This window comes from Janthinobacterium sp. GW821-FHT03A03 (assembly GCF_059421435.1).
Genome location: NZ_JBWKUZ010000035.1, coordinates 1 through 24,529, shown reverse-complemented (window position 1 = coordinate 24,529; position 24,529 = coordinate 1). Strand labels below are relative to the sequence as shown.

The 24,529-nt window shown below is 66.7% G+C and carries 23 protein-coding genes; 8 read left to right on the top strand and 15 right to left on the bottom strand.

From position 1 onward, the window contains the following. Positions 1-155 precede the first annotated feature (155 nt). Positions 156-653 carry a hypothetical protein gene (locus AC07VI_RS28945; RefSeq protein ID WP_492994728.1) on the top strand — a complete coding sequence of 166 codons (498 nt, stop codon included), beginning with the start codon at positions 156-158 and terminating at the stop codon, positions 651-653. A gap of 241 nt (positions 654-894) precedes the next feature. Next, complete coding sequence (locus AC07VI_RS28940; protein WP_086144859.1) at positions 895-2,484, top strand: aspartate:alanine exchanger family transporter; 1,590 nt, start codon at positions 895-897, stop codon at positions 2,482-2,484. Between the two features lie 12 nt (positions 2,485-2,496). On the opposite strand, the gene AC07VI_RS28935 is transcribed toward AC07VI_RS28940, so the two are convergent. Next, positions 2,497-3,705 carry an MFS transporter gene (locus AC07VI_RS28935; protein WP_086144860.1) on the bottom strand — a complete coding sequence of 403 codons (1,209 nt, stop codon included), beginning with the start codon at positions 3,703-3,705 and terminating at the stop codon, positions 2,497-2,499. A gap of 155 nt (positions 3,706-3,860) precedes the next feature. Between AC07VI_RS28935 and AC07VI_RS28930 the strand changes: the two genes are divergently transcribed. The 6 genes from AC07VI_RS28930 (at position 3,861) to AC07VI_RS28905 (ending at position 8,380) form a co-directional block, all read left to right on the top strand. Then, positions 3,861-4,448, top strand: coding sequence for a TetR/AcrR family transcriptional regulator (locus tag AC07VI_RS28930; protein ID WP_086144861.1), 588 nt, complete (start codon positions 3,861-3,863; stop codon positions 4,446-4,448). Positions 4,449-4,560: 112 nt separating this feature from the next. Beyond that, positions 4,561-4,911 carry a VOC family protein gene (locus AC07VI_RS28925; RefSeq protein ID WP_086144862.1) on the top strand — a complete coding sequence of 117 codons (351 nt, stop codon included), beginning with the start codon at positions 4,561-4,563 and terminating at the stop codon, positions 4,909-4,911. Positions 4,912-5,094: 183 nt separating this feature from the next. Next, a complete protein-coding gene (locus AC07VI_RS28920; RefSeq protein WP_086144863.1) occupies positions 5,095-6,285 on the top strand; it encodes an acyl-CoA dehydrogenase family protein in 1,191 nt (396 codons plus the stop codon). Positions 6,286-6,301: 16 nt separating this feature from the next. Further along, on the top strand, positions 6,302-7,447 hold the full coding sequence (locus AC07VI_RS28915) for an acyl-CoA dehydrogenase family protein (protein ID WP_086144864.1): 1,146 nt from the start codon (positions 6,302-6,304) through the stop codon (positions 7,445-7,447). After that, the gene (locus AC07VI_RS28910) at positions 7,444-7,932 is read left to right on the top strand and encodes a MaoC family dehydratase (RefSeq protein ID WP_086144865.1); all 489 of its coding nucleotides are present in this window, start codon (positions 7,444-7,446) and stop codon (positions 7,930-7,932) included. Before AC07VI_RS28915 ends, AC07VI_RS28910 begins: the two co-directional genes overlap by 4 nt. Beyond that, entirely contained in the window at positions 7,925-8,380 is a 456-nt protein-coding gene (locus AC07VI_RS28905; protein WP_086144866.1) for a MaoC family dehydratase, read from the top strand. The genes AC07VI_RS28910 and AC07VI_RS28905 overlap by 8 nt, the downstream gene beginning before the upstream one ends. A 10-nt stretch (positions 8,381-8,390) precedes the next feature. Here the strand turns inward: AC07VI_RS28905 and AC07VI_RS28900 are convergent, their stop codons facing one another. The 14 genes from AC07VI_RS28900 to AC07VI_RS28835 all read right to left on the bottom strand — a co-directional run. Beyond that, complete coding sequence (locus AC07VI_RS28900) at positions 8,391-9,314, bottom strand: diguanylate cyclase domain-containing protein (RefSeq protein ID WP_086144867.1); 924 nt, start codon at positions 9,312-9,314, stop codon at positions 8,391-8,393. After that, positions 9,311-13,807: a PAS domain-containing protein gene (locus AC07VI_RS28895; protein ID WP_492994724.1), complete on the bottom strand. Its 4,497-nt coding sequence runs from the start codon at positions 13,805-13,807 to the stop codon at positions 9,311-9,313. The genes AC07VI_RS28900 and AC07VI_RS28895 overlap by 4 nt, the downstream gene beginning before the upstream one ends. Positions 13,808-14,061: 254 nt before the next feature. Next, a complete protein-coding gene (locus AC07VI_RS28890) occupies positions 14,062-14,427 on the bottom strand; it encodes a YgiW/YdeI family stress tolerance OB fold protein (protein WP_492994722.1) in 366 nt (121 codons plus the stop codon). Between the two features lie 27 nt (positions 14,428-14,454). Next, positions 14,455-15,027, bottom strand: coding sequence for a prepilin-type N-terminal cleavage/methylation domain-containing protein (locus AC07VI_RS28885; RefSeq protein WP_086148565.1), 573 nt, complete (start codon positions 15,025-15,027; stop codon positions 14,455-14,457). A 133-nt stretch (positions 15,028-15,160) separates the two neighbouring features. Next, on the bottom strand, positions 15,161-15,895 hold the full coding sequence (locus tag AC07VI_RS28880) for a hypothetical protein (RefSeq protein WP_099376149.1): 735 nt from the start codon (positions 15,893-15,895) through the stop codon (positions 15,161-15,163). Further along, positions 15,895-16,674, bottom strand: coding sequence for an ABC transporter permease subunit (locus AC07VI_RS28875; protein ID WP_086148554.1), 780 nt, complete (start codon positions 16,672-16,674; stop codon positions 15,895-15,897). The genes AC07VI_RS28880 and AC07VI_RS28875 overlap by 1 nt, the downstream gene beginning before the upstream one ends. Further along, entirely contained in the window at positions 16,674-17,387 is a 714-nt protein-coding gene (locus tag AC07VI_RS28870) for a type II secretion system protein (RefSeq protein ID WP_099376148.1), read from the bottom strand. Before AC07VI_RS28870 ends, AC07VI_RS28875 begins: the two co-directional genes overlap by 1 nt. Beyond that, positions 17,384-18,100 (bottom strand): hypothetical protein, encoded by a 717-nt coding sequence (locus AC07VI_RS28865; protein WP_099376147.1) that lies wholly within the window; start codon positions 18,098-18,100, stop codon positions 17,384-17,386. Before AC07VI_RS28865 ends, AC07VI_RS28870 begins: the two co-directional genes overlap by 4 nt. After that, positions 18,097-18,513: a hypothetical protein gene (locus AC07VI_RS28860; protein ID WP_492994718.1), complete on the bottom strand. Its 417-nt coding sequence runs from the start codon at positions 18,511-18,513 to the stop codon at positions 18,097-18,099. The genes AC07VI_RS28865 and AC07VI_RS28860 overlap by 4 nt, the downstream gene beginning before the upstream one ends. Next, entirely contained in the window at positions 18,510-19,184 is a 675-nt protein-coding gene (locus tag AC07VI_RS28855; RefSeq protein ID WP_253252023.1) for a hypothetical protein, read from the bottom strand. Before AC07VI_RS28855 ends, AC07VI_RS28860 begins: the two co-directional genes overlap by 4 nt. Before the next feature lie 8 nt (positions 19,185-19,192). Then, on the bottom strand, positions 19,193-20,755 hold the full coding sequence (locus AC07VI_RS28850) for a hypothetical protein (protein ID WP_099375668.1): 1,563 nt from the start codon (positions 20,753-20,755) through the stop codon (positions 19,193-19,195). Between the two features lie 7 nt (positions 20,756-20,762). Continuing rightward, complete coding sequence (locus AC07VI_RS28845) at positions 20,763-21,968, bottom strand: type II secretion system F family protein (RefSeq protein ID WP_086148524.1); 1,206 nt, start codon at positions 21,966-21,968, stop codon at positions 20,763-20,765. Further along, positions 21,968-23,671, bottom strand: a complete 1,704-nt coding sequence (locus AC07VI_RS28840; RefSeq protein WP_086148523.1) for a GspE/PulE family protein — start codon at positions 23,669-23,671, stop codon at positions 21,968-21,970. The genes AC07VI_RS28845 and AC07VI_RS28840 overlap by 1 nt, the downstream gene beginning before the upstream one ends. 7 nt (positions 23,672-23,678) lie before the next feature. Then, positions 23,679-24,529, bottom strand: an 851-nt coding sequence (locus tag AC07VI_RS28835; RefSeq protein WP_494808839.1) for a tetratricopeptide repeat protein, incomplete at its 5' end; no start/stop codon positions are given.

Below are 24,529 nucleotides of genomic sequence, written 5' to 3'. Positions count from 1 at the left end.
AGTACAAAACGCCCGATGCGGTGCATCGGGCGTTTGTGCAGCAATAAATACTGTCAACCTATTTTAGGACTGGACAGTTGCGCAGCATCGTGCCGGCTTCCACGGCGCCATCCTTTGCTATACCCTTGCTTCACCATAGACAAGGAGATGCGCTGATGAAGCCTTTGTTGCGCGCCGCCGGCATGCTTGCCCTGATGGCGCTCTGCGCCTGCTCGGAGGAGCGGCACCGGCTTGACCGCCATCTGGCCCAGCTGCGTCCGGGCGCGGTCGCGGCGCTGCCTGATATGGGGTGGCCGGCCGGCACGCTGCTGTGCCCGCTGGCGCTGTATCAGAGCGAGCTGGCCGGCCCGGCGCCTCCGGCGGACAGGGTCAACGCCTTCCTGAAGCAACAGCAATTTCGGGGTGACGAGAGCTGGTCGCTCATCGTCGTCAAGCCGCAGCCGGCAGGAAACGCCGCTGCCCGTATCGAGCAACTGTTTTTCAAGCGTGCAGAGTATGACGTGATCAATGATCCGCAAGGCATCGCGCGCGACGCGGAAACGGCGGCCAAGGGGTTTGCGCCGCACGCTTGCGTGAGCGTGGAGCAAGCCCGCGTGCTGGCGATCCGCCCGCAAGGAAGCCATCGCACGCTGATCATATTTGGAACAGCCTGACGAGATATTGATAAAACATATTTCTATCATCACAACATACAATTGGATAGCTATGTTGCAATGCGGCATCATTGCACCTGTCTCCTCTACTTCCTCACAGGAATTAGCTTCAGCCCGCTCCCGCAGCGGGCTTTTTTTTTGCCCTTTTTATGCCGCAAACCGGCGCACGCTTGATTGTCCTTGCATCATTGTGTTGCTTTTGTGCATGCTAAACTGGGCCTTCCCCAGACCAAGGTTCCTGATGCTTCAATTATTTCGCCACACGCTGGAGTCCACGCCCATCCTGGCCCTGTTTCTCGTCATCGGCGCCGGTTATGCGCTGGGGCGCATCAGCGTGTTCGGTTTTTCGCTGGGCGTGGGCGGCGTGCTGTTCGCCGGGCTGGCGCTGGGCGCGTTCGCCCCCGGCGCCGTGCCGCCGCCGCTGGTCGGTTCCATCGGCCTGCTGCTGTTTTTATATGGCATCGGCGTGCAGTACGGCACGCAGTTTTTCGCCGGCTTGCGCGGCGCGGGGCAGAAACACAACCTGGTCGCCTTCGCCGCCGTCATGGGCGGCCTGGCCGTCTGCGTCTGGGGCGGGCAGTGGATCGATATCTCGCTGCGCATGGCCAGCGGCGTGTTTGCCGGCGCCATGACCAGCACGGCCGCCTTGCAGGCGGCGCTGGAAGCGTCGCACGGCAATGGCGACGCGGCCGTCGGCTATGCCGTCGCGTATCCGTTCGGCGTCGTCGCCCCCATGCTGGGCCTGTACCTGGCCGGGCGGATATTAAAACCCGTGCTGACGCCGCCGCCGGCGCCCATCATCGTGTCGGAAATCACCATCGATGCAGCAACACTGGCCGGCGCGGCCCTGTCCGAGCTGGCCGACGGCCCGCTGGCGGGCGTGCAGGTGATCGGCGTGCGCCAGGGCCACCAGAACCGCTTGCCCGATCCCTCGCTGGTGCTCGGCGTGGGCGATGCGCTGATGGTGTCGGGCACGGTGGCGGGCGTGGAGGCGGCGCGCGCGGCCCTGGGCCACCTGGACCCGGGCCGGCTGATGAAGGACCGCCGCGCGTTCGACGGCACGGAAGTGTTCGTGTCGGACGCGGAAATCGTCGGCGTGCCCCTGGGCGAACTGAACCTGGCGAAAGACTTCCCCCTGCAGATCGCCTTCATCCGCCGCGGCGACGCCATGATCCTGCCGCACCCGTTCCTGACGCTGGAATTCGGCGACCGCGTGATGGTCATTGCGCCAGCGAAACATGCGGCCGACGTGCGCAAGCTGTTCGGCAATTCCATCACGGCCACGGCCGAGTTCAGCTATGTGTCGCTGGGCATGGGCATGGTGCTGGGTGTGCTGCTGGGCCTGGTGCCGATACCGTTGCCATGGATAGGCTCGTTCAGCCTGGGCCTGGCGGGCGGCCCGCTGGTGATGGCGCTGATCCTGGGACGCCTGGGCCGTGTCGGCAAGATCAGCTGGCGTTTGCCCCTGTCGGCCAACCTGGTCATGCGCAACTACGGCTTGACCATATTCCTCGCCGCCGTCGGCATGGCCTCCGGCCTGCCTTTCGTGCAGCAGGTGGGCGCCGACGGCCTGCCCATGCTGGCGCTCGGCTTTGTTTCGGTGCTGGTGGTGGTGGCCCTCGTGGTGATCCTGGGCAAGGTCTTCCTGCGCCTGCCGTTTCCCGAGCTGCTGGGCATCGCGGCCGGCGCCACGGGCAACCCGGCCGTACTGGTGTTCGCCAACCGCCTGGCCAGGTCGGACCGCCCGAATCTGGGCTACGCGATGATTTTCCCCAGCATGACCATTGTCAAGATCGTGGCCGTGCAGGTGCTGCTGCATTTGTATGGCTGATGGCGCCCACGGTCAATCCCTTGCCGTGCCACGCTGCTTGTGGGCTTCCATAAAGCCGATGCCAACAGACAGCAGCAAGGCAGCAGCGGCGAATCCTGCGGCAAGCCAGAGGTTGGCGCTGAAGCCCAGCCTGTCCACGGCTTGGCCACCGGCCCACGCCCCGAGCGCGATGCCGATATTGAAGACGCCCACATACAGCGCGGCAACGATCTCCACGGCCCCGGGCGCCGTCTTCATCATCAAGGTCATCAGGCCGACCGAAACGCCGCCGTAGGCCAGTCCCCAGGCCAGCAACACCACGCCGCCGCCGATGCCGGAATCGCCGACAGCCAGGAACAGCAGTGGCGTGAGCAGCAGGCCGCCCGAGATGGCGATAATGGCCGGCGCCGTGCGCCGCGCTGCAACGACACCCGCCAGGAAGTTTCCAATGATGCCCGCGCAGCCATAGAAAAACAGCAGTGCGCCCAGCCATTGCGTATCCAATCCCGACACCGACAGCAGAAGCGGACGCACGAAGGTAAAGGCCATGAAATGGCTGGTCACCAGCAACAAGGTCAGAAGCAGCCCCGCTTGCAATTGCCTGTTGCGCAGCTGTTTGCCGAATTGGCGCCAGGTCGTCGAACCGGCAGCGGGCAGGGCGGGAATGACAGCCAGATGCAGCGCCAGTAACAGACTGCTGAACAGCGCCATGACGCCGAAGGCCCAGCGCCATCCTGCAACGTCGCCGATTTGTGCGCCAAGCGGCACACCCAGCACGGAAGCGGCCGCCACTCCACCGAAGATAAGCGACGTTGCCAGTCCAGTCGAGCGGGCGGGAACAAGCCGGGAAGCGAGGCCGCCGGCGATGGCCCAGATGCCGCCCATGCAAAAACCGACGAGCACACGGGCCGCCAGCATCCACGCCATGTTCTGCGCCAAGGCCGAGGCAATGTTCGCGATTACCAACAGACTCAGCAAACCACACAGAATGCTGCGCCGGTCCAGACTTCCCGATGCGACCACGACCAGCGGCGCGAACAAGGCCGCCAGCAATGCCGGCAGCGAGATCATCAGGCCGGCGGTTCCCGTGGAAGTGTCCAGGGTGTCGGCAATCGGTGTCAGCAGGCCGACCGGAAGCATCTCCGTCGTCACGACCGAAAAGGTGGCCATGCCGACGGCGCTGACCGCCAGCCACGGATGGCGGACAACGGCTTCTGTGGCAACGTTGGGAGACGTACTCATGATTCATATCCTTCATCTGATCATTCGATAAACGGCGCATGCCTACTTGCAACGGAGCCAGGTGGCAGTGATAATACATACAGTGCGTATGAATAGTATATATTCATACGCTGTGAATGTAAATAATCATACGCTACGTATGTAAGGAGGAAGCAATGGTTCGCCGCACCCGTGTGGAAATGGAAGAAACCCGCGCATTGTTGCTGGCTACTGCCCGCCAAGTGTTCAGCGAACGCGGCTATGCTGATACCTCAATGGACGACCTCACCGCGCAGGCAGGTCTGACGCGTGGTGCGCTGTATCATCATTTCGGCGACAAGAAGGGCTTGCTGCTGGCCGTGGTGGAGCAAATCGACGCGGAAATGGATGGCCGCCTGCAAGCCATCTCCGACAGCGCCGAAGACCTGTGGGAAGGCTTTCGCAGCCGCTGCCGTGCCTATCTGGAGATGGCGTTGGAACCGGAGATTCAGCGCATCGTTTTACGCGATGCCAGGGCGGTTTTGGGCGGCGCTTCACCGGACTCGCAGCGCCATTGCCTCGAGTCGATGCAGGGGCTTATCCAGCAGCTGATTCGGCAAGGCATCGTGGCCGATGCTTGCCCACAGGCACTGGCTGCGCTGATCTACGGCAGCCTGGCAGAAGGGGCGTTCTGGATCGCAGACGGCGACGAAGGCAATGCGCGCTTGATAACAGGAGTGGCCGCATTGGAATTGCTGCTACGCGGGATGTTGCTCAATAGGTAATCGCGTAAAGTGGCAATCTCGTCAGAAGCGGACATGTCCGCAGACGTGGATGACGATTTTGAGCAGGATTGGGAAATGGAGATCGAAGCTTCTATTGACATGGAGGAAAAATATGCAAGTCAAGCGTATCGTTGCAAATTTCCCGGCGTCGGATCCGCGCCTGGCGCGCACTTTTTACGAGGACGTGCTGGGCCTGAGCCTGTTGATGGACCATGGCTGGATCGTGACGTATGGTTCGCAAAGCGAGATGAGCGTTCAAGTGAGCTTCGCGACGCAAGGCGGCTCGAACACCGCTGTGCCCGACCTTTCCATCGAAGTCGATGACGTCGATGCCGCATTGGCACGCATGCGTGGGGCGGGGTTCCCTATTGAATATGGTCCTGCCGATGAACCCTGGGGCGTCAGGCGGTTTTTCGTGCGCGACCCTTTCGGCAAGCTCGTCAATATTCTGTCGCACACATAGACGAGAGGCCAACGGCGGCTTCGGGCCGCCAGCCGGCCCGTTCCACCCGGCGCCGGCCTGTGTAAAAGCCCTGGCGCGCCTCCCAATCTGTTGTACAATCATTGAGAACGATCGTGCTTTTTTGTGCGCTGAGCTTCCTTGCGTGCAGTCATCACGGCAACTCATAAGAACAAGGAGACAGACATGGACCTGCATTACACGGCCGGGGAGACGGCGTTCCGCGACACGGTGCGCGCCTTCCTCGACACCCATCTGCCGGCGGACTTGCAGCGCAAGGTGCGCCAGCATTTGCGCCTGAACCGCGACGACTACGTGCGCTGGCACAAGATTGTTGCGAAGCAAGGCTGGGCCGCGCCGGCCTGGCCCGTCGAGTACGGCGGCACGGGCTGGACGGCCGTGCAGCGCCACATCTGGGAAGACGAGTGCGCGCGCGCCGCCACGCCGCCCATTTTGCCGTTCGGCGTCAACATGGTGGCGCCCGTCATCATGGCCTTCGCCAGCGCCGAACAAAAAGCATATTATTTGCCGCGCATCTTGAACTGCGACGACTGGTGGTGCCAGGGCTATTCCGAACCCGGTGCCGGTTCCGACCTCGCCTCGCTGAAAACCACGGCCGAGCGCGACGGCGACCATTACATCGTCAATGGCCAGAAAACCTGGACCACCCTGGGCCAGCACGCGGACATGATCTTTTGCCTGGTGCGCACGGACAGCACGGTGCGCAAGCAGGAAGGCATCAGTTTCTTGCTGATCGACATGAAAACGCCGGGCATCACCGTGCGCCCCATCATCATGCTCGATGAAGAGCACGAAGTGAACGAAGTCTTTTTTGACAACGTGCGCGTGCCCGTCAGCAATCTGGTCGGCCAGGAAAACAAGGGCTGGACCTATGCCAAATACCTGCTGGGCCACGAGCGCACGGGCATCGCCGCCGTCGGCCGCTCGAAGCGCGAGCTGACCTTCCTCAAGCAGCTGGCCATGCAGCAGAGCAAGCGCGGCGCGCCGCTGCTGCACGACCCCGCGTTTGCGGCCAAGGTCGCCACCCTGGAAATCGAATTGATGGCGCTGGAAATGACGGTCTTGCGCGTCATCAGCGAAGAGGGCAAGGGGCCGGGACCGCAGGCGTCGATGCTGAAGGTGCGCGGCTCGGAACTGCAGCAGCAGCTGACGGAGCTGATGCTCGAAGCCATCGGCCCGCAAGCCTTGCCATTCGATCCGGCATTTCTTGACGGCGGCGCGCCCCACAGTAGCGCTGGCGACGACCTGGCCGCGCCGCTGGCCGCGTATTACTTCAATTACCGCAAGACATCGATCTATGGCGGCTCGAATGAAATCCAGAAAAACATCATCACGCAGATGATCCTGGGCCTGTAAGGCAGAAGGAAACGACATGGACTTCCAATTCAATCAGGAACAGCAGCAGTTTGCCGACGCGCTCAGGCGCTGGGTCGACAAGGATTACCCGTTTGAAACGCGGCATACCATCATGCATTCCGACACGGGCACGTCCGATGCCGCCTGGGCCACCCTGGCCGAGCTGGGCATGACGGCCCTGCCGCTGCCGGCCAGCGCGGGAGGCTTCGACGGCACGGCCGTCGACATGCTGCTGGTGATGCAGGAACTGGGGCGCGGCCTGGTGGTCGAACCATACCTGGCCACCGTGCTTGGGGCGCGCTTTCTGACCCTGGCGGGCGGCCACGACGCCGTGCTGGAACAGGTCGCCAGCGGCAGCCTGAAACTCGCTTGCGCGCTGGGCGAGCGCCAGGCGCGCCACGACATGCACGATATCGCCACCACGGCCATCGCCAGCGGCGACGGTTTCGTGCTGGACGGCGAGAAAACCGTCGTCATCCATGGCGCCCAGGCCGGCGCGCTGGTCGTCTCGGCGCGCAGCGGCGGCGGCCAGGATGACACGGACGGCATTTCGCTGTTCCTCGTGCCCGTGGACGCGCCCGGCGTTTCCGTGCGCGACTACCGCACCATCGACGGCCAGCGCGCCGCCACCGTCACCCTCGTGCAAGTGGTGCTGGGCCACGATGCCCTCGTCGGCCAGGCGGGGCAGGGCTGGACCATCCTAGACGCGGCGCTCGACTATGGCGCGGCCTTGCTGTGCGCGGAAGCCGTGGGCGCCATGGACGCCATCTTTGCCGCCACGCTCGACTATTTGAAGACGCGCCAGCAGTTCGGCGCACCGATCGGCAAGTTCCAGGCCTTGCAGCACCGTATGGCCGACATGTTCATCCACCTGGAGCAAGCCCGGTCGATGGCCATGCTGGCCGCCGCCAAGGCCGGCAGCGAGGACGCGGCGGAGCGCCGCCGCACCGTGTCCGCCGCCAAGGCGCGCGTGGGCCTGGCCGCCACCTTTGTCGGCCAGCAAGCCGTGCAATTGCATGGCGGCATGGGCGTCACCGATGAATTGCCCGCTGCCCACCATTTCAAGCGCCTCTCCATGATCGCCCTGACCCTGGGCGACGTGGAGCACCACATCGAGCGCTTTATCGCCCAGCCGGGCTTCTTGCCGACGGAGACCGCATGACCGCATTGACCGACATCAAACCCAAGCATTGGTATTTCGAAGACTTTACGCAAGGCCTGGAAATCGACCTGGGCCAGCGCCACGTGACAGAAAAGGAAATCATCGCCTTCGCCACGGATTTCGACCCGCAGCCATTCCACGTCGACCATGCGGCCGCCGAAAAAACCATCTTCAAGGGCGTCATCGCCAGCGGCTGGCACACCTGCGGCATGATGATGCGCCTGGTGGTGGACAATCTGCTCAGGCATTCGTCCAGCATGGGTTCGCCCGGCCTGGACAGCATCCGCTGGCTCAAACCCGTGCGCGCGGGCGACACCCTGCACCTGACCTACCAGGTCAAGGAAGTGCGCCCGTCCACGTCGAAGCCGGACCGCGGCATCGTCATTTCCGTGTGGAGCGTGCGCAACCAGCACGGCGAGGTGGTGACCACCGTCGAGGGCATGGGCATGTTCGGCCGCCGCCCGGCGGGAGAGCACCATGCGTGACGTCGCCGGCATCGCCGGTTTCCAGGCGCTGGCGGGGCAGCACGTGGCCGTGTCCGACTGGCTCGCCATCACCCAGCAGCGCATCGACACCTTTGCCGACGCCACGGACGATCACCAGTGGATCCACGTGGACGCCGAGCGCTGCGCGCGCGAGTCGCCGTACGGCTGCACCGTGGCGCACGGTTTTCTGACTTTGTCGCTGCTGCCCGCCATGCTGCAGGGGGCGCTGCACATGGCCGGCATCCGCATGGCCATCAATTACGGCCTGAACAAGGTGCGCTTTCCCGCCCCCGTGCCCGTGGGCAGCCGATTGCGCGCGCGGCTCGACATCCTGTCCGTCGAGGACGTGCCGGAAGGGGCGCAGGTGAACTGGGCCGTCACCATGGAGAGGGAAGGCGACACGAAACCCGTGTGCGTGGCGGAGTTCCTGATGCGTTGCTATCCGTAAATAAGAAATCTTACTCGCCCTCCGACGCGCAATACTTGTCCCGTCCCGTCTGCTTGGCGCGGTACAGCAGGGCGTCGGCGGCGCGGATCAGGGCGCTGGGGTCCATGCCTTCCGTGGGCATGACGCTGGCCATGCCCAGGCTGACGGTCACGTGCGGGCCGACGCTCGATCTGGCGTGCGCGATGTGCAGCGCGCGCACTTCCTCGAGGATGCGCTGGGCCACCACTTCGGCGCCGTCGCGCGTTTCCTGCGGCAGCAGGATGATGAATTCCTCGCCGCCGTAGCGCGCCAGCAGGTCGGGCGGGCGCACGGCGCAGCGGCGCAGGGCGGCGCTCACCTGCTGCAGGCACAGGTCGCCCGCCTGGTGGCCATAGGTGTCGTTGTAATCCTTGAAGTGGTCGATGTCGGCCATGATGATGGCCATCGGCACGCCGTCGCGCGCGCAGCGCCGCCATTCGCTGTCCATGGCGTCGTTGAAGCTGCGCCGGTTGGCCACGCCCGTCAGCGAGTCCGTCAGCGACAGTTCGCGCATGGCGTCGGCCTGCCGCTTGATGGTCAGCTGGCTGCGCACGCGGGCGCGCACGACGGCTGCGTTGAACGGCTTCGTGATGAAATCGACGGCGCCCGCCTCCAGCGCCCGCGTTTCGTCCTCGGGCTGGTTCAGGGCCGTGACGAAAATGACGGGGATGGCGCTCAGGATGGCCGACTCGCGCAGCGCGTTGCAGACGGCGTAGCCGTCCATGCCGGGCATGACGGCGTCGAGCAGGATCAGGTCCGGCAGTTGATTATGTGCAATCTCCAGCGCCTTCTCCCCGCTCAGGGCAAACAGCACCTCGTGCTCCTCGCGCAGCAGCTGGTGCAGGATTTGGATATTTTCCATGGCGTCATCGACGACGAGGATGCGCCCGTTCATGGCAAGGTTGGTCCAGCTCACTTGTTTTCCTCTCGTTTCAGCTGATCGAGCACGAGTCTTTCCGCTTCGGAAAAATTCAGCGTCTCGATCGCATTGGCCATCGCCAGGGCCGTCTCCCGGTCTGACTGCCGGATGGCGGGGTGCAGGGCGTGAAAGCGGGCCAGCGCCTTCAGATTGTTGTTGCGGATCAATACGAGCAGGTCGGCCAGGCCGGCGCGCAAGTCGGTCTGCCCGTCGCCGGGCGCGGCCGCCAAAGGCTGGCTGCGCGGCAGGGGCAGGGTGCGCGCCGTTTCGATGACTTCGGCCATCGCGTGTTCCAGCTGGTGCAGCAGGCTTGCCGTGGCCTGCGGCGGTGCCGCTTTCAGCGCCTTTTCCGCGTCGCCGGCCAGGCTGGCGATGTGCGTGGCGCCCAGGTTGGCCGCCACGCCGCACACGCGGTGCAGCAGCTGCGCGGCCTGCCGCGCCTGGCCGGCGGCCAGCAGGCGCCGCGTTTCCTCGACGGCGTCGCCCTGCGAATTCTCGAAGCGCTTGAGCAGGGCCAGGAAGGCGGCGTAGTCGCCGCCGAAGCGGTGCAGGGCCGCCGCCAGGTCGATGCCGGGCAGGCTGGCGGGCACTTCCGGCGTGTCGGCGGCGGGAGCGCCGGACGGGGCGGCGCCGTTGCGGGCCGCGCCCGCCTCAGACGGCACCAGGCGCGTCAGGGTCGCGATCATGTCGTCGACGTCGATGGGCTTGGCCACATGCGCATTCATGCCGCTGGCGATGGCGCGCAGGCGGTCCTCGTCCATGGCGTTGGCCGTCATGGCGACGATGGGCAGGTCCGGCAGGCCCAGCGCGCGGATGGCCCGCGTGGCTTCATAGCCGTTCATGACGGGCATCTGCAAGTCCATCAGCACCACGTCCCAGGCGTGCGGCGTGTGCGCGAGCAGGTCGACGGCCAGCCGCCCATTGGCGGCCACGGCCACGCGCGCGCCCGAGTGCAGCAAGATGTATTGCGCCACTTCCTGGTTGATTTCATTGTCTTCCACCAGCAGCACGCGCATGCCGGCCAGCAAGCCCGACAGGGGCGTGGAGACGGGCAGCACGGACGGCGCGCCGCTGCCATGGCGCCCATCGCGCACGGCCGCCACGGCCGCCAGCAGGCGCGCCGGCGTGGCCGGTTTCGAGACGATGCCGGCGAGCATCAGGCTGTCGGCCAGGTGTTCGAGGTTTTCGCTGTCCTGGTCGGCCACCAGCATGATCACGGGCGGCAGCGCCAGCTGTGCGTCGGCGCGCGCTTCGGTCAGCATGGAAATGCCGTCCATGCCCGGCATAGCCGCGTCGAGCAGCACCAGGTCCGCCGCCTGCGCGCCGTCGGCGTGGGCGCGCAGCAGGGCCAGGCCGGCCGCGCCGCCGTCGGCGCTGCGGCTGTGCCAGCCCTGCGCCGCGCACCAGTCTTCCAGCATGGCGCGCACGCTGGCGTTGTCGTCAATGATCAGCAGCGACAGCGCTTGCGGCGCGTCCCTGGCGGGCGCATCGGCCGCCGTCCCGGCCAGTTCCGCCACGCGCTCGAAGCGGCAGTGGAAACGGAAGTCCGACCCTGCGCCCAGGGTGCTGCTCACGCTGATCTTGCCCCCCATCAAGTCCACCATGCGGCGGCAGATGGCCAGCCCCAGCCCCGTGCCGCCGTATTTGCGGCTGGTGCTGCTGTCGCCCTGGGAAAACGCGTCGAAGATGTGTTCCTGCTCGGCCGCGCCGATGCCGATGCCCGTGTCGCGCACGGAAAACTCCAGGGTCACGCTGGCCGCATCCTCGGCCAGGCTGCGGATGGACAGCACCACCTCGCCCTGCGTGGTGAACTTGACGGCGTTGCCCACCAGGTTGATCAGGATCTGTTCCACGCGCAGGGCGTCGCCGACCAGCTCTGCCGGCACGCGGGGATCGAGCACGAAGACGGGCTCGACGCCGCGCGCCCAGGCGCTGTTGCCCAGCAGCACGCCGACGCTGCCCAGCATGCGTTCGAGCTGGAAGCGGCGCTGTTCCAGCACCATCTGGCCCGCCTCGATCTTGGAAAAGTCCAGCACGTCATTGACGATGTTGAGCAGCGACTGGGTCGCCATCTGGATCTTGCCCACGTAGCTGCGCTCGCGCCGCTCCAGCGGCGACTCTTCCAGCAGCCGCGCCAGGCCGATGATGGCGTTCATCGGCGTGCGGATTTCATGGCTCATGTTGGCGACGAACTCGCTCTTCGCCACGCTGGCCGCCTCGGCCTTGTCGCGCGCGCGCACCATCTGCTCGTTGAGCTCGTGCAGGCGCAATTCCGTGCGCTTGAGTTCGGACACGTCCGAGGCCAGCACGAAAAAGCCCCGCACGCCGCCGTTGTCGTCGAAATCGGGGATGTAGTTGGTCCACGTGTGGCGCACCTGGCCGGCGGGATCGAGCAAGTCGCGCTCGAAGCTTTGCGGCCGGCCCGCCAGCACGCCTTCGACGTGGGGCGCATACACGTCGAACAGTTCCTGCCCCAGCAATTCGCTCATGTGGATGCCCTGCAGTTCGGCGCTGCTGCGGCCAAACCACTCGTTGTAGAATTTATTTGCAAATTGGCAACGCAAATCGTGGCCCCAGTATGACACCATGCCGGGCAGGTTGTCGGTGACGGTGCGGATGAAGCGCTCGCTCTGCTCCAGGCGCCAGGTGGTGGCGTGCAGCACTTCGCTGGCCCGCTTGCGCTCGCTGACATCGATGGACACGCCCAGCACGTGGCTGGCGCGTCCCGCGTCGTCGCGCAGGACCACCTTGCGCGTGGTGAAATGGCGCGTCGTGCCGTCGGCCGTGTTGATCGCCTCCTGTTCGATTTCCACCATCTGGCCCGTGGCCAGCAGCTTGCGGTCGGCGCTGGCGAAGGCGGACGCCTGCTGCGGCGGAAAGAAATCATGGTCGGTCTTGCCCAGCAGTTGCTCGCGCGAACGGCCCAGTGTCAGCTCCGTATGGCGGTTGACCATTTCAAAGCTCAGCTTGTCGGCGCGCTTGACGAAGACCATGGCCGGGATGTTTTCGATGATGGTGGCGAACAGGTGCTTGGAGCGGCGAAATTCCGCTTCCGCGCGCTTGCGCTCGCTAATGTCCAGCCACAGGCAGGAGACGCCCAGCAATTGCTGTTCCGGCCCGAAGATCGGGTGGCAGGAAACGACCCAGTGGCTGATCTGCTCGCGCTGCTGCCCGCTATGGCCCTTCAACTCCATGTCGACGATGGGCGCGCCCGTTTCCAGCACCTGGCGCAGGCAGCGCTCCACTTCCGCGCGCACGGCCTCGTCGTACAGCATGGCGCCCACGGCACGGCCCAGGTGCTGCGTCACGCTGGCCCCGTTGATGGCGGCTAGGTACTGGTTGATCATGACGATGTGCAGCTCGCGGTCGACGAACAGCATGCCGATGGGCGCTGTCGCGTACACGGTTTCCAGCAGGCGCGTGGATTTCTCCAGGGCCAGCGTGCGTTCGGCCACCAGGCTTTCGAGCTGGGTGCGGTGGCGCCGCAGGTCGCGCTCCAGCGCACCCAGGGCGTCGGCCATGTCGGCCGATTCGCGGTCCGAGTGTTTGCTCAATATCAAAGGCTTGCCCTGCGCCAGCGCCTGGATCTGCTGCGTCAGTTCGTGCTGGGTGCGCGCCAGGCGCCCGCCCACGCGCCAGGCCAGCGCGTAGGCGGCGCCCAGCAGCAGGGCCAGGATCAGGGAACCCGTGACGACCGAGCGCAGCAGGGCGTCGGCCACCGTGCTCGTGCGTATCGTGACGGCCACCGTCCAGCCGTCGCCGCGCGCCCGGTGAAAGCCCGTGTAGACGTCGATGCCTTCCAGCGAGGCGTGGCGCAGCACGCCTTCGCGCGCCTGGCGCATCGCCTCGAGCAGGGGCGCCGCGCTGCGCTGGCCCACGTAGCGCTGCGGCGCCAGGGTGCGCGCCACGTTGATGCCGTCCGCGTTGATGATGACCGCGCCCAGGTAGGGCGGCATGTTCAGGTCGCGCATCAGCATGGGCAGGTAATCGGCCGGATACAGCGCCGTGAGTACCCAGGCGCCGCCCGCGCCGCCGGGCTGGCGCGGCAGCGGCAGGTTCAGGGCCAGCTGCGGCGCGCCGTCGGCCGTCGTGAGCAGGCTGGTCAGGCGCGGCTGGCCGGCGTCGCGCGCGCGCTGCAGGCTGGCCATCCATTTTTGCGGCAGGGGCGGCGGCGCCTGGGCGGCCGGCAGCGCCGTATTGAGCAACTGGCGTCCCGAGGCGTCGGAGATGATGAAGGTGGCGGCGGCAGGGGGCGGCAGCACGGCGTCGGCCAGGGCGCGCAGGGCGCCGCTGTCGCTGGCCTGCAGGGCGGGCGCCCGGGCGAGGATGCGCGCGGCCATCTGCGCGCCGCCCAGGTCGCGTTCGACGGCGGCGGCCACGGCGCGCGCCGCCTGCGCCGTCTCGCTGACGACGTGGTCGCGTTCGCGCGTGTAGCTTTGCGCCACGAGCAGGATGAAGACCAGCGACGTCGGGAGGACCCAGGCGAGCACCAGCCATGAAATTCTTGAGCGTATCGAAGGCAAATCTTGCACCCGGAAAGCTCCCAGAATGGATGAGTCGACAGGCAGGCTTGCGCTGGCGCTGGCTGACCTTGAATGAAAAGATGCTAGACGAAATTGATTCTTCTGACAAGCCTAGTTTCTGGCCCGAAAAAAGAGTTGCACAAGGCATACAGGGGAAGGGCGCCGCGCCGCGCAGGGGGGGCGGGGGCATGCGTCCCGCCGGGCGGGAAGCCAGGCGGGGCTTACTGGACGACGGTCAGCACGTCGACATCGATTTCCGGACTTTCCATGAAATCCTTTTCCACTTCGCCGCGGATTTCCACCAGTGTCCTGGCGTCGATCTTGCGGTTCATGAAGACTTTATTGTCGATTTCCACGCGGATTTCCGCCGTGCCGTCGGAGAAGGTGTATTTCTCGTTGCCGACCTTGCGCAGCAGGTGGCCGCGCAGCACGACGGCCTGGTCGTCGACGGGATTTTTCAGGACGGCGGCGACCGTCTTCGGCGCGTCGGGACCGACGGACGGCCCCACGAACTGGGCTTGCGCGCCGCCGGCCAGCACGGCGCAGGCGGCGGTCAGGGAGACGATGAGCTTACGGTGCAGTGACATGCTATTCCTTTGATAGTGACTGCCTTGTCAGAAAAACACGGCGGTGCGGGGAATGATAGCACCGGTATTGCCATATGGCATGTTCGCCCGGACGGAACCCGTGCTGGCCACGCCATCGTCGAGTTTGCTGTCGATCTGCTCCGCATAACCTTCCGGCAAGTTGTCGAAACGGATGCCGTTGCCGGCGCGCCCGCCCACTTCATCGTTGTACAGGTAGACGGCGCCGCCCTGGGCGCTGGTCATGAACTGCGAGGTGCCGTTGAACGAGCCGGTAATGAAGCCGCCCAGCGCCAGGTGCTGCGGCGCCAGCGTGAATTCGCGCGGCTGGCCGTCGCCGATCTGGCCGTCGCCATTGCCGTTGCCGGCCGAATTGGGCACGTGCACGGTGCCCTGGATATCGTCGCCGGGCAGGGCGCGGAATTTGTCCTGGTAGGCGTTGACGGCGGCCGTCAGCGAATTGGACTGCTGGATGATGTTTTTCACCTTGGCGCTGTCGATCAGCCCCTGTCCCTTCAGCACGCCGCCCAGCAGCAGGCCGATGATGACCAGGACGATGGCGATTTCGACGAGCGTAAAGCCGTGCTGGCGATGTTGCGGCATGGGAATTCCTTATCAAAAACGTTGGCTTGCGGGAGCCACTGCGGGGACTGCGGCAGGCAGCCCCCGCAGGCAGCCCGTTAACGGCAGTTTACTGCAAATGGCCGCTTGCGGACACGGCATTTCAAGGGCCAGGTCATGGCGGCGCATTTGCTTTCTTTGCGGCAATCTGGCTGGCAAGTTCGTCGAGCCGGCGGGCCAGGAAGGCCAGTTCGTGCGGATCGCTGATCTGGCCGCTCTGTATCAGGCCGCCGATCACCAGGCGGGCGCTGTCGAGCTGGTCCATGTCTTCCAGGATGAACGCTTCCATTTCGCGCGCCCACGGCGGCACCTGCGGCCCCGTCGCCAGCCGGCGCAGCGCGCGCGCGTACGTCAGGGCCAGCGGCAAGTCGTGCAGCTGGTGCCTGGCCAGCAGCACCGCCTGCGCCATGGCCGGCCAGCGGCGGCCCGGGTCGGCCGCGAAGCTGGCGGCGACAAAGGCCAGCATGCGCCGCGCGCGGGCCGGGTCGGCCACGCCCGCATATACCTCGCTGGCGGCCACCAGCGCGTAGCGGCTGCGCGGGTCCAGCGTCTGCGCCGTGTCCAGCCAGCCGGCCAGGCGCTCGTAGTCGAGCTCGCGCCACCGCAGGCTGACGCCGGGCTGGTCCTCGAACGATTGCAGGTACAGCAGCATCGCCTTCGACATGGCCAGCGGTTCGCCCAGGCTGGCCAGGCGCGCCACGGCTGCCGGCGGCGCGGCGGGCAGCGGCCGCGCCCGGGCCGGCGCCTGCTGCTGCGCCAGGCGCCAGCCCAGCTGCAGCAGCAGGCTTGCCGCCAGCAGCCAGCACAGGCGGCGCGGCACCGCGGACCAGGGACGCAGGGCGGCGCGCATCAGATATTGCGGCGGTAAAAGTCGCACAGCGCGGCACTGGCCAGCAAGGCCACATAGATGGCCGTCTGCGCCGCCACGCCGGCCAGCGCCGGCCAGCCGCCGGTGGCGTACAGCAGCCATTCCGTGCGCGTAAAATCGTCGAGGCGGGGCAGGAGCAGGGCCAGCACGTCGACGGCGCCCGTCATCGCTTGCTGCGGCCAGGACTGGCCCGCCTGCGCGCCGTGCGCCAGCAGCTGCAGGCTGCCCACCATGCGCGCCAGCACATAAAAGCCGGCCGTGGCGGCCAGGGCCGGCAGCGCCTGCTGCAGGCTGGCCGCGCACAACAGGCTGAAGGCGGCCACGATCCACAATTCACCGAGCAGGGAGGCGGCCCACAGCGCGCCGTGGGCGGCCGGGACGAAGCGCGCCATCAGCAGGCCGAACAGCACGGCCGGCACGCCGGCCAGGGCCGCGTAGCCCAGCAGCTTGCCCAGCAGGTAGGCGGCGCGCGGCATGGGCAGGGCCAGCAGCAGTTCCAGGCCCTTGTCGGCCGCCTCGCGCGCCATGCTCGTGACGATGAAGGCGGCCAGCAGGAAGACGCCGGCCAGGCGCAGGACGGCCGCCAGCAGGGCCGTCTGCACGGCGGCGCTTTCCGTCAGCGCCAGTTGCTGCAGGAAGCCGGCCAGGCCGGCGCCGCCGCAGGCGGCCAGCACGAACAGCCACAGCAGGCGGCTGCGCAGCGCCTCGAGCAGCGTGTAGCGGGCGATGGTGAGGGCGGGCCGGAGCATCGTTGGCGGCATCAGCGGGGCAGCCTTTGCGCCGCCACCATGCGGTTGAACAGGATGTTCGGCGACAGCCAGACGACGAGGTCGTCGAACTCGCCGCCCGGCTGCTGCGCGCCGCCGGCGGCGCGGCTGATATAGATGTTGGCGCTCGTCGCGTTGTTGCGTTCATCGACATTGTTGCCGGCAGGCACGGCCTGGCGCCGGCCTTGCACGCTGGTGGCGCCGAAGCTGTTCTTGCCGTGCGACATGATCATGGCGGGGATGTCGTTCAGCGCCGTCGCCTGCAGCAGCGGGCCGCCGTTGCGCGTGACGATGCTGATGTCGCGCGGCGTGCCCAGGTTGAACTGCTGCTCGCTGTCGCTGAAGGCGGGCGTGACGCTGTAGCGGAACAGATTGTTCCAGCTGTCGCCCTGGCGCAGCCCCAGGGTGGCCCAGGGCAGGAAACCGACGCGCTTGTCGCCGTTGCAGCGGGCGCCGCGCCGGTCTTCCAGGCCGTTCATGGGCGAGACGGCGGGACAGGGCAGGTAGCCGTAGCGCAGCGCGTAGCCCGTCAGCGCTTCTTTCGCCTCTTCCAGCGCCTGTTGCGTCTCGGCCACCTTGCGCTGCTCCAGCTGCACCGTCAGCGGCGTGACCAGGCCGCCTATCATCAGGCCGACGATGACCAGCACGATGGCGATCTCGATGAGGGAAAAGCCGCGCTGGCGGCGTTGCGGATGGCGGGCGTTCATGGCAGGTTGCGCGCGGCGCGCATGCGCTGGTACAGGGCCGGCACGGTGATCCAGGCCAGCATGTCGTCGAAGGCGCCGCCGGGCACGCCGTCCTGGGCGGCGGGGCGGCTGACGTAGCGGCGGCTGTCGCTGTCGTTGGCGGCCTCGTCGACGTTGCCGCGCGCCGTATTGATCTGCCGCACGCCGCTGGCGGATGTGCCGAAGCGCTCCCTGCCTTGCGAAAACAGCACGGCGGGCAGGCACTGGGCGCTGACGTCGCACAAGTCCTGTCCCGCCAAATACATGAGTTCGCCGCGCGCGTCGCGGCCCAGCACGACGCGGTTGGCGACGGCGGAAAATGAAACGATGGGCGCGCGCGCCATTTCCGGCGTGACGCTGTAGCGCAGCAGCTTGCCCCAGGCGTCGACGCCCGTCACGCCCAGCGCCACCCAGGGCAGGAAACCGCTGCAATCGGCGTCGCCGGCGCAGTCGGCGGGGCGTTCGCGGCCGTCGAGGGCGGAGGCTGCCGGACGGGGCAGGCGGCCGTTGGCCGCCGCAAAGCCCAGCAGGGCATCGCGCGCCTGCGCCACGGTGAGCAAGGTGCGCTGCTGGCGCGCCGCCTCGCCCGTGTTGCGGCCGAAGGCGCCGATCAGCAAGCCGGCCGCGCCCAGGCCCAGCACGGCGACCAGCAACAGCAGGGCGGCGCCGCGCTGGCGTTGCGCTGGCGCCGTCATGGCTGTTTCTCCGGCGCTTCGGTGACCGTGCCGCTGGCCGGATCGTAGCGCTGGCCCGGTTTCAGCAGCACCACCTGGCCCGTCGACAGGCGCAGCGTCAGGATGCCGTCCTGGCCGCGCGCCAGGCTGTTGTACGGCTCGTTCTGCGGCGCCTGGTTCAGCCAGACGGTGGAGCGTCCGCTGCTGCGCTGCACCATGCCATTCAGTTCGACGGGCGGGCTGGGCGGCGGCGGTGGCGGCGGTGGCGGGGGCGGCGCCAGGGCGGGATCGGCCGCCGGCTTGCCGTAGCGCTGCGCATCGAGCGCGCTGCGCTGCTCGGGCGTGGAAAACAGCCGTCCCAGCTGCGGCACCTGGGCCTGGAGGGAAGGGACGGCGCCGGCCAGCAGCACGCACAGGAGGGCGGCGCGCTTCATGGCCGCCCCAGCGCGGGCACGGCCACGCTGCCCAGGGTCAGCCACAGCAGGCTGCAATCGGCGCTGAGGACGGCAGGCATGGCGGCCGGCGCGGCCGCGCTGGCGCCGCTGCGCTTGAGCGTGCATTCCTGCACGGCGAAATAGCCCGACAGGCGCAAGTCGTCGAGCAGGTGCAGCAAATCCATTTCATGCAGCAGGTCCATGCGCAGCTGCATCGGGCTGCCGCGCAGCTGGTACTGGCCCATCACCATGGGCGAGGGCACGGACAGCACTTGCTGCGCGCCGATGTCGTAGCTGATAGGCAACAACTTGCGTTGTTCCTGGCTCAGGCGGATGGCGTCGATCCAGGCCAGGCGGTTTTCCTCGCCGATCAGGCCGCGCTGGCGCAGGGCCAGGAATTGCGGTTCGTAGGCGCGGATTTCCTGCTTCTCCGCTTCCGCATGGTTGAACAGGCTGGCCGCCGCCGAGTGCGTGCGGTAGGCCATGTCCAGTTGCTGCGCCGCGCGCGCGCGGTAGGCGATGCTCAGGCTGAGCAGCAGCAGGCTGCCCAGCATGGTCAGCGCAAAGCACAGCAGGGCCCGGCGCACCAGGTGCAGTTCGCCCAGCCAGGCGGGCAGGGCGCGCGCGGGCGCCGCGGCTTTCTTCATGCCGGGCAGCGGCGGCTGTTTCACGGGGCCGCTCATGGCTGCCACACGAGCAAAAGGGTGAAGCGGGCCTGGCTGTCCGTGGCCGGCGTGGCGCTCTTGCCGGACAGGGTGGCGCTGGAGCGCAAATCCAGCGGCGCTTCCTCGATCGTCACGCGCAGGCCGGGCTGGCGCGCCAGCGTTTGCGCGAAGGCGGTGATGGCGCCCAGCGCGGCGCGGTAGTCATTGCGCGGCATGTCCACGTCCGCTTCCAGGCGCAGCGCCTGCGGCGGCGCGACGGGCACGCCGGCCAGGGCGCTGGCCGGCGGTGCGCCCGCGCCCTGCCGCTGCGCCGGCTGGCCGCCGGCCGCGCGCGCGGGCGCCTGGCCCGCATTCCAGTGCAGCTGGCTCAGCTTGATCTGCGGCGCCTGGTCCAGCGCCGCGCTCAGCACGCCCAGCAGGCGGCCCGGTTCGGGCGCCTGGCTGGCGATCATGCGCCCCAGGGTCACGGCCACTTTCATGTTCTGCGTCTTGGCCGGCGCCGGCGGCTGGGTCGACATGACGCTGCGGTAGCGCTCCTGGTAGGACGCCGTTTCCTGCTGCAGCCGCTGCGTGCCGGCCCCGTCGGCGATGCCGCCAAGCAAGTTAATCACGCACCACAGGGCCGCCGACGCGCCGATCAGCGCGCTGGCGCCATATAGCGTCTTGCGCGCGCGCTGGAAGTGGTAGTAGCGGGCCAGCGGGCCGGGCGGGTAGTGGCTGGGCGGCGGATGCTTGCCCAGCAAGGTCAGCAGCAATTCGTCGGCCAGCGCCGGCGTCTGCTTCAAGCCCACGCGCCGGCCCGCCAGCTGCAGGTCGATGAAGTGGTAGGCCACCTCCACGCCGTTATCGCACAGCAGTTCGAGCTTGGCGATCTGCGCGGCCGGCGCCAGGATGACGGTATTCAAGACGTCGCCGCGCGCCAGCATGCGCGTGCTGGTGAGAAATTGCCGGGTTTTTTCCGTTTCCAGCGCGATATTCACGGCCACGCCGTCGAGCGCGATGGCCACCGTCTGGCGCGAAAAGCGCAGCTGGCCCTTTTCATAATAGCTTTGCCGCAAGCCGCCCGATTGCTGCGTCACCAGCAGCAGGTGTTCGTGCGCGAGCGCGAGTTTTTTCACCAGGGCAATACTCAGCAGGCTGGTCGAATAGATGCCGGCCACGGGCACGCGCAAGTGTTCGAGCGCTTCCGTCCACGGCTGCAGCAGCGAAGGGTTGGTCAGCGCAAAGAACAGCACCTGGTCGTCGTGCCGGCCTTCGCTTTCGCGGCCCAGCAGGGTGCTGCCGCGGTAGGGCGTGTCGCGGTGCAACTGCTGCTTGCGCCGCTCCAGCAGCGCGCGACCCGCCTTGCCCCGTACATGGGGCAGCAGCTGGTGCTGGAAGTCTTCCTCGATGAGGTCGGTCAGCAGGTAGGCGGGCACGTCGAGCCTGCGCGCCTGCGGGTCTTCCAGCCAGGCGGCGAAACCGTCGAGCCCTGCGGCGCTGGCGGGAAATACCTGGCCGGGGCCCAGCATGCCGTGGTCCCAGTCGTAGGCGCAGAGCGCGTCGCTGGTGAGATAGAGCAATTGTTTGCGGAACACGGCGGCCTCAGGTTTTCATGGTGCTGATGGTGTCGTAGATGGGACCGAGCACCGAGAGCATGATCCAGCCCAGCAGCAGGCCCAGGATGACCGTCATGGCCGGCTCTATCATGGCTTGCACTTTTTCTATCAGTTCCTTCACTTCGCGGTTGTAGAAATAGCTGACATTGCGCAAGGCCGTGTCCAGCGAACCCGTCGCTTCGCCCACCTTCAGCATGCGGATCACCAGCGGCGGGAAGATGCCCGTGTGCTGGAAGGCGGCCGTGACGCCATGGCCTTCGCTGATCAGCTGGGCCGCGCGGCGCAGGCCGGCGGCCACCACCTGGTTGCCGGCGATGCCTTCGGACAGGCGGATGCATTCCAGAATCGTGATGCCGGAAGCATACATCAGCGCGAAAAACGTGGCGAAGCGGGCCAGGATGATCTTGTGCAGCACGGGGCCGACCAGCCACAGCCTCAGCTTCAGGCCGTCCCAGGCGTAGCGCGCCGCCTCGCTGCGCCGTATCCACGCGCGCAGGCCGAAAAACAGCAGCACGGGCAAGGCCAGCAGCAGATACCAGTAGTCGATGAAGACGTTCGACACGGCGATGAGCACGCGCGTGTGCAGCGGCAGCTCGCCGCCCATGTTGCGGATGAAGGCCGTCAGCTGGGGCACCAGGTAAATCATCAGGAAAAACGTCACGGCCGCCACCACCAGGGCGACGATGATCGGGTACATGACGATCTTGCGCGTCTGCGAGGCCAGCTCATCCTGCCATTTTAAACTCTCCGACAGGTTCTTGAAGACGTCGGCGATCTTGCCGCTCTGTTCTCCCGCCAGTATCAGGCTGGTAAACGTGGCGTCGAAGATGTCGCCGTGCTGGGCCAGCGCGCCCGACAGGGGCAGGCCGCCCTCGATGCTTTCGATCAGGTCCGTGACGACTTCGCGCAGGCGCGGATGATCCGTGCTTTCGCGCAAGTCGTTCAAGCCTTCAAGGATGGGCACGCCCGCGCCCGTCAATTGTTCCATGTGGAAACAAAAGTTGATCAGGTCGCGGCGGTGGATGACGCGCTTGCCCAGCAGCACCAGGTACTGGCCCGTGATCTTGCAGTCGATCAAGTCAAGCTGCATGCGGTGCAGGCGCGCCTCGAGGTCCGGCACATTGGCCGCCTCCATGCTGCCGGGAATCAGGGCGCCGGCCGCATCCATGGCGCGGTAGACATATTGCGCCATCAGCTGAGCCTATCCGTCAGGTCGACCACGCGCGCCACTTCTTCCAGGGTGGTCACGCCTTCGCGCACGCGGCGCATGCCGTCGTCGACGAGGGCCGTGAAGCCGGCCGCCCGCGCCGCGGCCTTGAGCTCGCGCGCACTGGCGCGGCGCGCCGTCAATTCATCGAGTTCGGCCGTCATCTTGAGGATTTCCATGATGGCCAGCCGCCCCTTGTAGCCCTGGTGCGCGCAGCGCTCGCAGCCGACGGCGCGGCAGATGGACACGGGCGCATCGTCCGTCGCCAGGCCCAGCAGGCGGCGCTCGACGCTGTCGGCCAGCACGCTGTCCTTGCAATGCGGACACAGCCGGCGCACCAGGCGCTGCGCCACGATGCCGATGATGTTGCCGGCCATGATGTCGGGCAGGATGCCGATATCGAGCAGGCGCGAGATGGAACCGATGGACGAGTTCGTGTGCAGCGTGGAATACACCTGGTGGCCCGTCATGGCGGCGGCAAACGCCATTTCCGCCGTTTCGCGGTCGCGGATCTCGCCCACCAGGATGATGTCCGGGTCTTGCCGCATCATCGAGCGGATGCCGTCGGCAAAGCCCAGCTTGACGGAATCGTTGACGGAAGTCTGGCGTATCATGTTCATCGGATACTCGACCGGGTCTTCCAAGGTCATGATGTTGACGCTTTCCGTGTTGATGTGGTTGATGATCGAGTACAGGGTGGTGGTCTTGCCGCTGCCCGTCGGGCCCGTCACGAGGATCACGCCGTCCGGCCGCGCGATCATCAGTTTGAGCAGGCTCAATTCCGATTCGGCCAGGCCCAGCGCATCGAGCGGGACGATGCCTTTCTGCCGGTCCAGCACGCGCAGCACGAAGTTTTCGCCATGCGTGGTGGGCTGCGCCGAGGCGCGGAAATCGATTTGCCTACCGGAAAACTTGATGCTGATGCGCCCATCCTGCGGCGCGCGCGCCTCGGCGATGTTCATGTTCGACATCACCTTCAGGCGCACGGCCATGGCCGGCCAGTACGATTTGTGCAGGCTGCGGATTTGCCGCAGGATGCCATCGATGCGGTAGCGGATGCGCAGGAACGACTGTTCCGGCTCGAAATGGATGTCGGACGCGCCATTTTGCACGGCGTCGGCCAGCAGCGCGTCGATCAGGCGCACCATGGGCTGGCTGTACTCGTCCGACGGCGAGGCCATGCTCTGGTAATTGACTTCGCCCGTCTCGATCTCGTGCAGGATGCCGTCGATCGACAGTTCGAAGCCATAGTACTGGTCGATGGCGCGCGAAATATCGGATTCGTTGACGAGCACGGTGGAAATCGTGATGCCCTTGACCAGCATGGCGCTGATTTGATCGAGCGCAACGATGTTGCTGGTGTCGGCCATGGCCAGGATCAGATTGTCCGCCTGCCGCTCGTAGACGATGGGAAAGACGCGGTAGCGCTTGGCCACGTCCTTCGGGATCAGCTTCAGGGCGATGGCGTCGACCACCAGGCTGGACAAGTCCGCGCTCACCTGTTTCAGGTTTTCGCTCAGCGCTTCGCGCACCGTCGCTTCCGTGACGAAGCCCAGGGTGATGAGCAGCTTGCCCAGCGGCTCGCTGCTGCGCTTTTGCTCGATCAGGGCGATGCGCAGCTGGTCCTCGCTGATCACGCCTTTCTGGATCAGCAGCTTGCCGAGAGGAAGTTTTGCCTGTTCTGCCATGTAACGCTTATTCCTGACGGTTGATGATGACGGGTGCGGCGGGATCGGCCGCGGGGGCCGCCGCGGGTGCGCCGCCCAGGTCGCGCAGGCGGGCCTGCACCACGGCCCGGTCGAAGGCGGCCGGCGCCGTTTGCGCCAGGCTCAAGGCGCGCTGGTAGTAGGTGGCGGCCAGTTTCGGCTGGTTCAGCCGGTCCAGCCCCACGGCCAGGTTGAAGGCATAGTCGGGGTTGCCGGGCGCGGCGCTGTAGGCGCGGAAGAATTGCTGCTGCGCCTCGTTCCAGCGCCTTTGCTTGGCGTACACATTGCCCAGCGCAAACAGTACGGGGCCGCTGTCGGGCGAACGGGCCAGGATGGCTTTCAATTTCGCTTCGCTTTGCTCCACGTCGCCCTGGCGCAGGCCGATCAGGCCGGCCAGCGCTTCGCCATCGTCGGGATTGATTTCGAGCAAACGCACATACAGCGACGCCGCCTGCGCGCCCTGCTGCTCGCGCTGGGCCACGGCCGCCAGGCCCAGCAGGGCGTCGCGGTTGCCCGCGTCCTGCTGCAGCACGGCTTCATACTGCTGGCGCGCCGCGCCCAGCTGGCCGCCATTCAGGGCCTGGTAGCCCTGCTGCACGCCGGGCGCAATCTGCGGCGCGGGCGCGTTGCGCAGCACCTGGATCTGGCTGTTGTCGGGCGCCATGACCGGCGGCAGGCTGGGCGGCGCCGGCGGCGGCATTTGCGCCAGCTGGGCGGCCACGGCCGCCTGCGCCGCCGCCTGTATCATCGCCTGCTGTTCCGCCGCGCCCGCCGGCTGGCGCGGTTCGCGCGGCAGGTCCTGGGGCAGCGCCGCGGGCGGCGCGGCGTCCGGCATGGCGC